General features: G+C 56.8%; 12 protein-coding genes. 2 read left to right on the forward strand and 10 right to left on the reverse strand.

What is annotated here, in order from left to right:
* Positions 1 to 159: 159 nt before the first annotated feature.
* The 10 genes from GBC55_RS19220 to GBC55_RS19265 form a co-directional block, all read right to left on the reverse strand.
* A complete protein-coding gene (locus GBC55_RS19220; RefSeq protein WP_162438930.1) occupies positions 160 to 2,121 on the reverse strand; it encodes a DUF4105 domain-containing protein in 1,962 nt (653 codons plus the stop codon).
* Entirely contained in the window at positions 2,118 to 2,438 is a 321-nt protein-coding gene (locus GBC55_RS19225; protein ID WP_162438931.1) for a DUF2388 domain-containing protein, read from the reverse strand. The genes GBC55_RS19220 and GBC55_RS19225 overlap by 4 nt, the downstream gene beginning before the upstream one ends.
* A 27-nt stretch (positions 2,439 to 2,465) precedes the next feature.
* Positions 2,466 to 2,783 (reverse strand): DUF2388 domain-containing protein, encoded by a 318-nt coding sequence (locus GBC55_RS19230; RefSeq protein WP_162438932.1) that lies wholly within the window; start codon positions 2,781 to 2,783, stop codon positions 2,466 to 2,468.
* A 105-nt stretch (positions 2,784 to 2,888) separates the two neighbouring features.
* Positions 2,889 to 3,206, reverse strand: a complete 318-nt coding sequence (locus GBC55_RS19235) for a DUF2388 domain-containing protein (RefSeq protein ID WP_162438933.1) — start codon at positions 3,204 to 3,206, stop codon at positions 2,889 to 2,891.
* 368 nt (positions 3,207 to 3,574) lie between these two features.
* A complete protein-coding gene (locus tag GBC55_RS19240) occupies positions 3,575 to 3,790 on the reverse strand; it encodes a DUF1127 domain-containing protein (protein ID WP_007902752.1) in 216 nt (71 codons plus the stop codon).
* Positions 3,791 to 4,109: 319 nt separating this feature from the next.
* Entirely contained in the window at positions 4,110 to 5,603 is a 1,494-nt protein-coding gene (locus GBC55_RS19245; RefSeq protein ID WP_162438934.1) for an acetyl-CoA hydrolase/transferase family protein, read from the reverse strand.
* A 180-nt stretch (positions 5,604 to 5,783) separates the two neighbouring features.
* Positions 5,784 to 7,217 carry an NAD(P)(+) transhydrogenase (Re/Si-specific) subunit beta gene (locus tag GBC55_RS19250; RefSeq protein ID WP_162438935.1) on the reverse strand — a complete coding sequence of 478 codons (1,434 nt, stop codon included), beginning with the start codon at positions 7,215 to 7,217 and terminating at the stop codon, positions 5,784 to 5,786.
* Complete coding sequence (locus tag GBC55_RS19255; protein WP_003187417.1) at positions 7,217 to 7,537, reverse strand: NAD(P) transhydrogenase subunit alpha; 321 nt, start codon at positions 7,535 to 7,537, stop codon at positions 7,217 to 7,219. The genes GBC55_RS19250 and GBC55_RS19255 overlap by 1 nt, the downstream gene beginning before the upstream one ends.
* 15 nt (positions 7,538 to 7,552) lie before the next feature.
* Positions 7,553 to 8,674, reverse strand: coding sequence for a Re/Si-specific NAD(P)(+) transhydrogenase subunit alpha (locus GBC55_RS19260; RefSeq protein WP_162438936.1), 1,122 nt, complete (start codon positions 8,672 to 8,674; stop codon positions 7,553 to 7,555).
* Positions 8,675 to 9,110: 436 nt separating this feature from the next.
* On the reverse strand, positions 9,111 to 10,010 hold the full coding sequence (locus tag GBC55_RS19265) for a LysR family transcriptional regulator (protein WP_162438937.1): 900 nt from the start codon (positions 10,008 to 10,010) through the stop codon (positions 9,111 to 9,113).
* 157 nt (positions 10,011 to 10,167) lie between these two features.
* On the opposite strand from GBC55_RS19265, the gene GBC55_RS19270 reads away from it, so the two are divergent.
* Positions 10,168 to 11,349 (forward strand): acyl-CoA dehydrogenase, encoded by a 1,182-nt coding sequence (locus GBC55_RS19270; RefSeq protein ID WP_162438938.1) that lies wholly within the window; start codon positions 10,168 to 10,170, stop codon positions 11,347 to 11,349.
* 13 nt (positions 11,350 to 11,362) lie between these two features.
* A complete protein-coding gene (locus GBC55_RS19275) occupies positions 11,363 to 12,583 on the forward strand; it encodes a CaiB/BaiF CoA-transferase family protein (RefSeq protein ID WP_162438939.1) in 1,221 nt (406 codons plus the stop codon).
* Positions 12,584 to 12,816 lie beyond the last annotated feature (233 nt).

The raw sequence follows: 12,816 nt of genomic DNA on the forward strand, positions 1-12,816 counted from the left end.
GAAGCCCTTCTTGCTGTAAGTGCAGTGAGGATCAATTGATGAAAATGCCGAAACGTCTGAGGGTACCGGGGGCTGCAAGGCGACGGTTTCGCCGCCGGGCGGGACGATTCGACGATTCGACAAGCGCCCTCGCTACAGGTGTCTTCCATTTGTCGAACGTTAAGGCAGTTCCAGGCCACCCGCTGCCTTGTGCAGCTTGCGTAGATGTTCGCCGATTCGCTTCAGGTTGGCTTCATTGGCAGCCATCTCGGCGGCACGGCTTGGTTCAAGCAGCGCTCTCACTTCTTTGTCGAGGTCTCCGGTCAGTACTTGAAGCTGCTTTTGCCGCAGGCTGCTTTCCGATTCCAGACGCTGCCATTCACTCGGCTGGGGCAATCCATAGCCACCCGTTCCGAGCAATTCGGCCGGACGGCTGAGGAAGCCACTGTTGGCGAGAATCTGTTGGAGAGTAGCGTTGGCTTTGTCCATGCCGCCATTCTTCATTTCCCGCGCGCCGAGGTAGCGTTGCTTGACCTCGTCCTGAGCCAGCACCAATTGCTGTCGGAACGCTGCCTGCTCCAGTAAGAGCAATGCAGCACTGGTGCGCAGGTCTGCCTGGTCGATCCATTGCCGGCGTTCATCGGCCTTGAGTGCCAGCCAGTCTTCGACTTTCTCCTGCTTGATCGGCAAGTGCTTTTTCAACACCTCGAACATGGCTTGATAGCGATCGCGGAAAGAATCGAAGCGATAGCCCAGGCGAAGGGCTTCGCGGGGGTCGTCCAGGACGCTGGTGTCCGCCAGCCCACGGCCTTTCATGACCTCCAGCAAGCCATTGGGCATGATGCTGTCCAGGCCGACGAGCTGTTTGTTGTTGGTGCCACTGCGCAATAACTTCAGGCCTTCCACAGCGCAGTTGTTGGACAGGAAGAAGTAATTGCCGTCATAACTCCAGTGCATCTCGGCGGCATGCTCCACCACTTCCTCGATCTCTGTGCGAGACAGGTTCAGCGGTACCGAAGCCAGGCTGCGCAGTTCGGTCTTGGTGTATTCATCGATGACCTGAGCCAGCGGCAAGACAAACAGGCGCGACGGATATTTTCCTACCAGGCCATCCCAGCTCGAGAGCTGTACGTCGCCCACAAAGGCGCGGTAGGACAGCACCAGATGCTGGTCCAGGTCGAGCCGGCAATCGGGACCACGGGGGCGCCCGGGGGCACAGATCACCAGTCGCAACATGCTGTGACCCCAGCGACTGACCCAATTCTGGTTGGCTTCAGCCAGCAGGTAGTCGACGGCGTATACACGCTCTGGATCAACTTGCCCCAAGGGTTGCTTGGCGAAATCGTTGCCAGCGTTGAGGAAGGCGAAGGACTTGGCGCACGTATCTTTTGCCGCCGGTGCCCAGCCGAAGTGTTCTTTGTAGTAGCGATACAGCGCGGGGCGACGGCAGGCGTAACTCGGGTCCAGGAGAAAATACTCCATGTTGACCGCGACGAACTCTTTGGGACTGCTCGTTTCGTAGATGTCCGGGCTGCGGGCGATCTGCCGATTGTGCTGCTCGCGTTCACCGCGGCGACCCACATATTGCTGCCAGCCTGCAAGGTCGAGCAGGCGCGGGTCGTCGCTGATGGTGAAGCGACGATCCGTCTGGCCACGGCACTCATCCGGCAGGCCGACCAGTCCGGAGCTGCTGTTGCGCTGCGTGCAACGCTGGATCATCTTGCGTTCAGCGTCTGGCCACAGGCGTGCACGGTCGTAAATGTGGGTGAGTTCGTGCAGCACCGTGGCGAGCATTTCCCGGCGCACGGTGCCGTGGGGGCGATAGGTTTTTTTGCTCGCGGCGCTGCCATCGGTGAGGCTGGCGAGCAGGTTTCTATTCAGGTCGAGTTCGGACACCAGAGACGCCTGTCCGTAGGCGTTGCTCGGCATATCATCGGTCCAGCCAACGTCAATGCGTCGATCCAGTTGTTCAATGAAGCGCGGCGGTAATGCCTGCATGGCTTCATCGAGCAATGCCTGACTGGCCTGCTGTTGCGCCGGGCTAAGACCCTCGGTCTTGAGTCGTAATTGCAGATCGGCCTGGGCCGTGTTGCCGAGCAGCAACACAACCCCGGCCAGCAGCCAGGCGCCTAGGGACCTCACAGTGCGAGGATGGCTTCAGCGAGCACCTGATCACTGGCGTCGCGAGCTTCCGGCACTCGGGTGCGCAAGGTATTGAAGGCCGCTTCCAGGTGAGCACCACGAATGTCTCCATTACTCGCGACGAAACTGGCCGCATCATCATGAGCTTCGCGGACGATTTTCGAATCGCGAATGGAGGTGGTGGTATCGGAAGTGAAATCAAGCGTGCGCTGGCTGGCACGGATGATGATGTTACTGGTGGCAACCAGGGTTTGCGCCTGGGCCACATCGGCCAACAACAACAGGCCAAGGGTGGCGGCAATCAGCGGGTTACGCATGGAACGACTCCGGAATAACAAAGATAACTATTGGACGAGAATTGCTTGCGCCAGTTCAAGGTCGCTTGCATGAAGTTTTGGCCGGCTTTGACGCAAATAAACCAGCGCTGATTCAAGCTGCGCGCCTCGCCATGCACCGTCACTGGCGATGAACGCAGCAGCATCATCGTGCGCAGCGAGCAGTAGCTTACGGTCGAAGGGGGCGGAGGTCACCATGCTTGTGGCATAGCCGGTGGCCACGATGCCTTGGGTAGATAGGTTAAAGGCGTCGAAAGCAACGGCCGGGCAAGACCAGCAAACCGAAAGGAAGAGGGGTGTGACCAACAGTTTTAGAGGAAAACGCATGAGACTCGATAGTTGAAAGCGAGTCCGAAGGCTAGCGCAATGCCTGTTCTAGAGCCAGTGTTGAATCATTGGGACACGACCTGCGTGTCCCAATCAACGCTGTTTTCAGATCGTCAGGATGGCCTGGGCCAGCTGTGCATCGGTTGCGTTCAGTTGCGGTGCCTGATGGCGAATGTGATCCAGAGCACTTTCCAGTTTCACACCACGAATGGAGCCTTCGCTGGCGACAAAGCTGGCGGCGTCATCACGGGCAGCACGTACGATCTTGTCGTCGCGAAAGGATGAGGTGACATCGGAAGTCGCATCGGAACTGGATTTCAGTGCGCCAACGACGGCATCGGTGGTCACGATGAAACTGGTGGCGTGGGAATTGGCAGCCACGGCGAGCAGGGCTGCAGCGCTGAGCAGACGAAGACGGGACATGGTGTAACTCCTTCAAATGAACCGATATAAGAGGTGGCTTGTTGGATCGGACGTCAGTTTTGCTTCATTCGCCACGTTCCATAGGATATTAGGCCTCGGCGGATGGATTCGAACAGCAAATTACCAAGTAAACGACGTGAAAGCGCTGTAGAAAGCTGTGAATCGAGGTTTAGAACGGATCAAGAGATCTCAGACTTCGGTCAATGTAAAAATTGTACCTATTAAAATATGGAACGTTAAAACTGTACTGGTATCTCTTTTAGCAGCCCTGAAACGACAAAACCCGTCGTGATTTCCCACGACGGGTCTTGTTTGTTCAATTCGGGTTGCTGGCGGTGGACCCTACAGGTCAGAGCCAGCGACGCTACTTAGCGCCAGAACGGCTTGCTCAGCTCTTCGTAGCGTTGTGCTTCGCTAATCCCGGCGTCAGCCAGCAGACGCGAATCCAGACGAGCCAATTGGTGGCGGCTGGAGATGCGGCGCTGCCACAACATCAGGTTGGCGATAACGCGAAGAGGCATCGAAGCCTGGGTTTTTGCAGCGGTATCTTCGAAGAACAGTTCGGAACTGAGTGTACGTTCCATGGTTGACATCCTTCCGCTTGTGGCGGGATTAGGTAGTGGTTTAACTGATGCCAATGATCCTCTTGTTTGGCTAGTCTCTCTAGATACAGTTCACTTGTATTGTGAGGTACCAGTTAACTGTTAATGGAGGGTGTACTGGTCTAAATTGATGCAACTGTACCTATGCGCATCAAAATAGTGCACTTTAAGTGTTTTAGAGAGTTTTAGAGGGGGATGAGGGTTGAAAAACACCAGTACAGCAGTACAGTTTTTTCTAGTTTTGTGATTTTAGATCGCGAGCTGGCGAAACTGTGTTTGCGCCAGCCGCAATCTGTACCAATCACACCGCCAGCATTCTTCCGGTTTCTTCCAGGTTCATGTGCCAGCTGAGGGCTTCACGCAGGATATGCGGGGTGTGTCCGCCGAGCGCACAGGCCGCGGTGAAGTAGTCATCCAGCGCCTGGCGATAGTCCGGGTGCACGCAGTTGTCGATGATGACGCGCGCTCGTTCCCGCGGTGCCAGGCCGCGCAGGTCTGCCAGGCCGATCTCGGTGACAAGGATGTCAACGTCGTGCTCGGTATGGTCCACATGGCTGACCATTGGCACCACGCTGGAGATTGCACCCCCCTTGGCAATCGACTTGGTCACGAAAATCGCCAGATGCGCGTTACGCGCAAAGTCGCCCGAGCCACCAATGCCGTTCATCATCCGCGTGCCGCAGACGTGTGTGGAATTGACGTTGCCATACAAGTCGAATTCCAGCGCCGTGTTGACGCCGATGATTCCGAGGCGTCGCACGACTTCAGGGTGGTTGGAGATTTCCTGCGGGCGCAAGACCAGCTTGTCTTTGTAGTGCTCGAGGTTGCCGAATACATCGCTGTTACGACGCGCCGACAAGGTGATCGAACTACCTGAAGCAAAGCTCAGCTTGCCGGCATCGATCAGGTCGAAGGTCGAGTCTTGCAGCACTTCGGAGTACATCGTCAGGTCTTCGAACGGCGAATCGATCAGGCCGCACATCACCGAGTTGGCAATGGTGCCGATGCCAGCCTGCAACGGGCCGAGCTTGTTCGTCATGCGTCCGGCGGCCACTTCTGCTTTGAAAAAGTCGATCAGGTGATCGGCAATGGCCTGGGTATCAACGTCCGGCGGCAGGACGGTAGACGGCGAGTCGGATTGATTGGTGATCACGATCGCGACGATTTTTTCAGGCGGGATCGTGATGGCCGTGCTGCCAATGCGATCATCGACTTTCACAAGCGGAATTGGCGTGCGTGTCGGCCGGTACGTCGGGATGTAGATGTCGTGTAAACCCTCAAGGTTAGGGTTGTGCGCCATGTTGATTTCGACAATGACCTGCTTTGCAAAAATGGCAAAACTGGCCGAGTTGCCCACCGAGGTGGTTGGCACGATGTGGCCTTGCTCGGTAATCGCCACAGCCTCGATCACTGCGATGTCCGGCAATTTCAGTTGCTGGTTACGCAGTTGCTCCACGGTTTCCGAAAGGTGTTGGTCAATGAACATCACCTCGCCGGCATTAATTGCCTTGCGCAGCGTGCTATCGACCTGAAAGGGCATGCGCCGCGACAGTACGCCGGCTTCGGTGAGCTGTTTATCAAGGTCGTTGCCCAGGCTGGCGCCGGTCATCAAGGTGATTTTCAGCGGGGTGATTTTGGCGCGTTCTGCCAGCGCGTGGGGCACGGCTTTGGCTTCGCCGGCGCGGGTGAAGCCGCTCATGCCGACGGTCATGCCGTCCTCAATCAGAGCGGCAGCCTCAGCGGCGCTCATCACCTTATCCAACAACGAAGGCAAGCGAATACGATCACGGTACATGGATTGTTATCTCGGGCAACGGAAGCAAGGTGTGCAGTCTAGTGATTTCGAAAAAATTCGTCCCGCTACCATGGTCGAATGCAGAGCCCTGATTTAGAGCCTTTGGTCGGGTTTTGACGGGCAATAAAAAACCCCAGCCTACTAAAGGCTGAGGTTTGGGGTATTGCGCTGGAGCAGGTTTTACTCGACGGCTTTAACCATGTCTTCGATGACTTTCTTGGCGTCGCCGAACACCATCATGGTTTTGTCGAGGTAGAACAGTTCGTTGTCCAGACCGGCATAGCCGCTAGCCATCGAACGCTTGTTGACGATGATGGTCTTGGCCTTGAAAGCCTCGAGAATCGGCATGCCGGCAATCGGCGATTTCGGGTCGTTCTTCGCGGCCGGGTTGACCACGTCGTTCGCGCCCAACACCAGTACCACGTCGGCCTGGCCGAACTCGGAGTTGATGTCTTCCATCTCGAACACCTGGTCGTAAGGCACTTCCGCCTCGGCGAGCAATACGTTCATATGGCCAGGCATCCGGCCGGCAACCGGGTGGATCGCGTACTTCACGGTCACACCACGGTGGGTCAGCTTCTCGGTCAGTTCCTTCAGCGCATGCTGCGCCCGTGCCACGGCCAGGCCGTAACCCGGAACGATGATCACGGTGTCGGCGTTGGTCAGCAGGAAAGTTGCATCGTCAGCCGAGCCGGATTTCACCGGGCGGGCTTCTTTAGCGCCTGCAGGCCCTGCTTCCGCCGTGTTACCGAAACCACCCAACAATACGTTGAAGAACGACCGGTTCATCGCCTTGCACATGATGTACGAGAGGATCGCGCCGGACGAACCCACCAGTGAGCCGGCGATGATCAGCATCGAGTTGTTCAGCGAGAAGCCAATACCTGCTGCTGCCCAACCGGAGTAGCTGTTGAGCATCGACACCACTACTGGCATGTCTGCGCCGCCAATCGGGATAATGATCAGCACGCCCAGTACGAACGCCAGGGCCAGCATCAGTGCGAAGGCACCCAGGTTGCCGGTCAGCATAAAGGTGATGCCCAGAGCGAGCGTCGCCAAACCCAACACCAGATTCAGTTTGTGCTGTCCGCCAAACTGTACCGGTGCGCCTTGGAACAAACGGAACTTGTACTTGCCTGACAGCTTGCCGAATGCGATGACCGAGCCGGAGAAGGTGATTGCACCGATGGCAGCACCCAGGAACAGCTCAAGACGGTTACCGGCAGGGATTGCATCGCCCAATTGCTTGACGATGCCCAGCGACTGCGGTTCGACCACGGCCGCGATGGCGATAAACACGGCGGCCATACCGATCATGCTGTGCATGAACGCGACCAGTTCCGGCATCTTGGTCATTTCAACACGCTTGGCCATTATCGAGCCAGCAGTGCCGCCGACCAACAAACCAACGATGACGTAGCCGATGCCGGCGGTGGCCAGTTCGGCGCCCAGCTTATAGATGAGGCCCACAGTCGTGAGGATCGCCAGCGCCATGCCGAGCATGCCGTACAGGTTGCCGCGCCGCGACGTGGTCGGGTGCGACAGGCCTTTGAGAGCCTGGATGAAGCAGATCGACGCGATAAGGTAGAGCGTCGTTACAAGGTTCATGCTCATTACTTAGGCGCCTCTTCTTTTACTTTCGGGGCTTTTTTCTTGAACATCTCAAGCATTCTGCGAGTGACCAGGAAACCACCGAACACGTTCACTGCCGCCAGAGCAACCGCAAGGGTGCCCATGGTCTTGCCCAGAGGTGTCACGGTCAGCGCAGCGGCGAGCATGGCGCCGACGATCACGATCGCCGAGATAGCGTTCGTCACTGCCATCAAAGGTGTGTGCAATGCAGGTGTAACGTTCCAGACCACGTGATAACCGACATAAATCGCCAGCACGAAGATGATCAGGTTGTAGATACCGGGGGAGATAAGCTCTTCCATCGTCTGAATCCCTGCTTAGGCGTTTTTGCGGATGACTTGGCCGTCGCGGCACATGAGGCACGCGGCGACGATGTCGTCTTCGAGGTTGATCTCGAACTGGCCTTCTTTGTTGAAGACCAGCTTCAGGAAGTCCAGCAGGTTGCGTGCGTATAGCGCCGAAGCATCTGCAGCCACGGCGCCGGCCAGGTTGGTCGGGCCGCAAATGGTCACGCCATTTTCGACGACGACCTGGTCAGCGACGGTCAGCGGGCAGTTACCGCCCTGGGCTGCGGCGAGGTCGATGACCACGGAGCCGGGTTTCATCTGCGCTACGGTTTCCGCGCTCAGCAGCGTCGGCGCCTTGCGGCCCGGGATCAGGGCGGTGGTGATGACAATGTCAGCCTGTTTGGCTCGTTCGTGAACGGCCAGGGCTTGGCGTTGCATCCAGCTGGCTGGCATGGGTCGGGCATAACCGCCGACACCGACAGCGCATTCGCGCTCTTCATCGGTCTCGTAAGGCACGTCGACGAACTTGGCGCCGAGGGATTCGATCTGCTCTTTTACCGCAGGACGCACATCAGACGCTTCGATCACCGCCCCAAGACGTTTCGCCGTAGCGATCGCCTGCAACCCTGCCACGCCGGCGCCAAGGATCAGTACGCGCGCGGCTTTCACGGTGCCCGCAGCGGTCATCAACATAGGCATGAAACGTGGATAGTGGTGAGCGGCCAGCAACACGGCTTTATAGCCGGCGATGTTCGCTTGGGAGGACAGCACATCCAGGCTCTGAGCGCGGGAGGTGCGTGGCGCGGCTTCCAGTGCAAATGCGGTAATGCCGCACTCGGCCAGCTTCGCAATGGTTTCATTGCTGAACGGGTTAAGCATGCCCACCACAACGGTGCCGCTCTTGATCAGAGCGAGTTCGCTGTCGCTAGGAGCGACCACCTTGAGAATCAGCTCGGCACCAAAAGCATCGTTGGCGCTGCCAATAGTTGCGCCAGCCGCCTCATAGGCACTGTCGACAACGCTGGCCTGGATGCCGGCGCCGCTTTGTACAGTGACCTTATGACCTTGGCCGATCAGCTTCTTGATGGTTTCCGGGGTAGCAGCAACCCGTGTTTCACCCGTCTGGGTTTCGAGAGGAACACCAATGTGCACGTCAAATCTCCTGCGTGATCTTATTGAGTAAACCCAGGCACTTCGGATGGTGCGGCTGGGGCGGCCGATCAGCACGATCCCGCCAAATCAGGGCGGGGCGCGGCATTTTGCAGGTGAACTTTGTGCCCTTCAAGAGAATATGATCCGTGACGGAAAATTAACTACAAGTCACCCCGTGACCGAATGTCGCAACCATCCGAGGGAATCCCTTGCATACCGTGGGTTTGGTGAGGTTTTTAATGAAATTCAATAAATTCCACATCGGCCATGTGAATGAGGCGCCATTGCGCTTGAAAACAGGCTGAACACCACGGTGGTAGCTGCTTGTGGGACATCTGTACTGCTTCCAGATACAGTTTACGAATATGCGACAGATAGATACATCTGTAGGGTTTCATTTTTTCTGACTACGAAGTCAATTAAGCGTGTGAAGCCTTTATCCTTCTAGGCTGTAGCCGTGTGCTTGATTAACTAGCCAGTCGCGAAAAGCCCTTAAAGACGCGGATTCGACCTTTCGCTCAGGAATCATCAGGTAATACGCCTTGATACTCGATAAGGCCTGAGGGTTCGCAATAACCAGTCGTTTCTCTGCCAGTTCGCGCTGAATCAGGAATGGCGGGATCAGCGCGATACCCATGTCATGCATCGCCGCCTGGGCAAGCATGGAGAATAGCTCGTAGCGAGGTCCTGTCATGTCCCTGGGGATATTAAGGTTCTGTGAGCTGAACCACTGACGCCAGGCATAAGGTCGTGTGGTTTGCTGAAGCAGCGGTAACTCGGCAATTTCACCGGGTGTCAGCAGGGTCTTTTTCTGCAGCAGGCCAGGGCTGCAGACTGGCATCGGATTTTCGCCCATTAGCCTGTGGGATTCTGTACCTGACCAATCGGCGTCGCCGAAGTAAATCGCGGCATCGAAGTCCGTATCGGCGAACAAGAAGGGCCTTGTGCGGTTTGTAAGATTTACCGTCACCTCGGGGTGTTGTTGTTGGAAGTCTTTGAGTCGAGGCAGCAACCATTGGGTGCCGAACGTCGGCACAACGGCCAGTTCGATCACGTTAGCGCCTTGTTGGCCCATCACTGACAGGGTGTCTCGCTCAACTGCATCGAGTTGGGTAGCGACCCTTCGACTGTAGGAGAGTCCGGCTTCTGTCAGTTTCACTCCGCGCCGTGAGCGTCGGAATAATTCGACGCTAAGGAACTCCTCCAGGCTGGCGATCTGTCGGCAAATGGCTCCTTGAGTAAGCGATAACTCTTGTGCGGCTTTGGTAAAGCTTTCGTGGCGCGCTGCAGCTTCAAAGCTGACCAGGGCGGTTGTGCTAGGGATTTTACGGCGCATGTACTTCAACCTCACTAATACATCGCATAAAGGCTCTTTCGCGACGTTACGGAGTGAGAAACTAGCACAACAGTATGCGAAATCCTCGTTTGCCGAGAAGCCGAAGCGGGCCTAGGATCAGCTCACGTTATTTGACCCGATTCGAGAGGACACGCTCATGGCCGGTAAAGCTAGCTTCAACTGGATTGATCCCCTGCTGCTGGATCAACAACTCACTGAAGAAGAACGCATGATTCGCGACACTGCCGAGCAGTTCGCTCAGCAGAAGCTCGCACCGCGAGTCCTGGAAGCTTTCCGCCATGAGAAGACCGATCCGATGATCTTCCGCGAGATGGGCGAAGTGGGTCTATTGGGTGCCACGATCCCTGAGCAGTATGGTGGCAGTGGTCTGAATTACGTCAGCTACGGCCTCATCGCTCGTGAAGTTGAGCGGGTCGACTCTGGCTACCGTTCGATGATGAGCGTGCAGTCTTCGCTGGTGATGGTGCCCATCAATGAATTCGGTACTGAAGCCCAGAAACAGAAGTACCTGCCGAAACTGGCTACGGGTGAGTGGATTGGTTGCTTCGGCCTGACCGAGCCGAACCACGGCTCCGATCCAGGCGCGATGATTACTCGCGCACGTAAGGTAGAAGGCGGCTATAGCCTGACTGGCAACAAAATGTGGATCACCAACAGCCCGATTGCTGATGTGTTCGTAGTCTGGGGCAAGGACGATGCAGGCGACATCCGTGGCTTCGTTCTGGAGAAAGGCTGGAAAGGCCTTAGCGCTCCAGCGATTCACGGCAAGGTTGGCCTGCGCGCGTCGATCACCGGCGAGATCGTCATGGACAACGTGTTTGTTCCAGAAGAGAACATCTTCCCGGATGTCCGTGGCCTGAAGGGTCCTTTTACTTGCCTCAACTCGGCACGTTACGGGATTTCCTGGGGCGCGCTGGGTGCGGCCGAGTTCTGCTGGCACACCGCTCGCCAATACACGCTGGATCGTCAGCAGTTCGGGCGTCCTTTGGCGGCTACTCAGTTGATCCAGAAGAAGCTGGCCGACATGCAGACCGAAATCACTCTGGCGCTGCAAGGTTGCCTGCGTCTGGGTCGTATGAAGGATGAGGGGACTGCGGCGGTTGAGATCACGTCGATGATGAAGCGTAACTCTTGCGGCAAGTCATTGGACATCGCCCGTATGGCCCGTGACATGTTGGGCGGTAACGGCATTTCCGATGAGTTTGGGGTTGCTCGTCACCTGGTCAATCTGGAAGTGGTGAATACCTATGAAGGTACTCACGACGTCCACGCGCTGATCCTTGGTCGCGCGCAGACCGGCCTCCAGGCGTTCTATTAATAGGAGAACGACCATGGGCGCGCTTTCGCATCTACGGGTACTGGATTTGTCGCGAGTGTTGGCTGGGCCGTGGGCCGGGCAGATTCTGGCGGACCTTGGCGCTGAAGTGATCAAGGTCGAGCGTCCGGGCAATGGCGATGACACGCGCGCCTGGGGACCTCCGTTCCTGAAAGACGCCTATGGTGAGAACACCAGCGAGGCAGCGTATTACCTGTCGGCCAACCGGAACAAGCAATCGGTGACCATCGATTTCACTCGGCCGGAGGGGCAGCAACTGGTGCGTGATCTGGCGGCCAAGTCGGACATCCTGATCGAGAATTTCAAAGTCGGGGGATTGGCGGCGTATGGATTGGACTATGAGTCGCTCAGGGCGATCAACCCTGATCTGATCTATTGCTCGATCACCGGGTTTGGTCAGACGGGGCCTTACGCCAAACGCGCAGGGTATGACTTCATGATCCAGGGGTTGGGCGGTCTGATGAGTCTGACCGGTCGACCTGAGGGGGATGAGGGCGCTGGCCCGGTGAAGGTTGGCGTGGCGCTGACCGATATTTTGACCGGGCTCTATTCGACTGTGGCGGTTCTCGCGGCGCTTGCGCATCGAGATCATGACGGCGGGGGGCAGCATATTGATATGGCGCTGCTGGATGTCCAGGTGGCATGTCTGGCCAACCAGGCGATGAACTATCTCACTACCGGAAATGCGCCCAAGCGGCTGGGCAATGCGCATCCGAACATCGTCCCCTATCAGGACTTTCCTACGGCAGATGGGGATTTCATCCTCACGGTGGGAAATGACGGGCAGTTTCGCAAGTTCGCTGAAGTGGCTGGTCAACCGCAGTGGGCTGATGATCCGCGGTTTGCGACCAACAAGCTGCGGGTGGCGAATCGTCTGGAGTTGATCCCGCTCATCCGTCAGGCAACGGTGTTCAAGACTACTGCGGAGTGGGTATTGCAGCTGGAGCAAGCGGGTGTGCCCTGTGGGCCGATCAATGATCTGGCGCAGATGTTTGCCGATCCTCAGGTCAAGGCTCGTGGTTTGGCGATTGAGTTGCCTCACGTCTTGGCAGGGATGGTGCCGCAGGTGGCGAGCCCTATTCGGCTTTCGGAGACGCCTGTGGAGTACCGTAATGCGCCTCCACTATTGGGTGAACACACGCTGGAGGTTCTGCAGCGTGTGTTGGGGCTGGATGCAGATGCGGTAGCGAATTTCAAACAAGCTGGGGTGCTCTGAGCATTCCTTCTATATAGAGGGAGTGATTGGGTCTCTCTCTATATAGTGCGCACTACACGTTTTTGGCCCTTTTCATAAGTTATTGAAGGAAAAGCAAAATCAGTGCTTGACGGCAGATTCAGGATGTCTATAATTCGCCCCACTTCCGGCGCAGTCGAAACGGAAAACTCCTTGGTAAACAAAGAGTTACGCAGTTTTCGGCAGTGAGTTGCTTCAGGTCATCGAAGCGCGAA

This window comes from Pseudomonas sp. TNT3, from assembly GCF_010095445.2.
Taxonomy (GTDB): domain Bacteria; phylum Pseudomonadota; class Gammaproteobacteria; order Pseudomonadales; family Pseudomonadaceae; genus Aquipseudomonas.

Bases quoted from the DNA above. Each gene is read 5' to 3' on its own strand.
- GBC55_RS19250 (WP_162438935.1), bottom strand. From the start codon at position 7,217: ATGAGCATGAACCTTGTAACGACGCTCTACCTTATCGCGTCGATCTGC.
- GBC55_RS19240 (WP_007902752.1), bottom strand. From the start codon at position 3,790: ATGGAACGTACACTCAGTTCCGAACTGTTCTTCGAAGATACCGCTGCA.
- GBC55_RS19230 (WP_162438932.1), bottom strand. From the start codon at position 2,783: ATGCGTTTTCCTCTAAAACTGTTGGTCACACCCCTCTTCCTTTCGGTT.
- GBC55_RS19270 (WP_162438938.1), top strand. From the start codon at position 10,168: ATGGCCGGTAAAGCTAGCTTCAACTGGATTGATCCCCTGCTGCTGGAT.
- GBC55_RS19275 (WP_162438939.1), top strand. From the start codon at position 11,363: ATGGGCGCGCTTTCGCATCTACGGGTACTGGATTTGTCGCGAGTGTTG.
- GBC55_RS19225 (WP_162438931.1), bottom strand. From the start codon at position 2,438: ATGCGTAACCCGCTGATTGCCGCCACCCTTGGCCTGTTGTTGTTGGCC.
- GBC55_RS19265 (WP_162438937.1), bottom strand. From the start codon at position 10,010: ATGCGCCGTAAAATCCCTAGCACAACCGCCCTGGTCAGCTTTGAAGCT.
- GBC55_RS19235 (WP_162438933.1), bottom strand. From the start codon at position 3,206: ATGTCCCGTCTTCGTCTGCTCAGCGCTGCAGCCCTGCTCGCCGTGGCT.
- GBC55_RS19255 (WP_003187417.1), bottom strand. From the start codon at position 7,537: ATGGAAGAGCTTATCTCCCCCGGTATCTACAACCTGATCATCTTCGTG.
- GBC55_RS19245 (WP_162438934.1), bottom strand. From the start codon at position 5,603: ATGTACCGTGATCGTATTCGCTTGCCTTCGTTGTTGGATAAGGTGATG.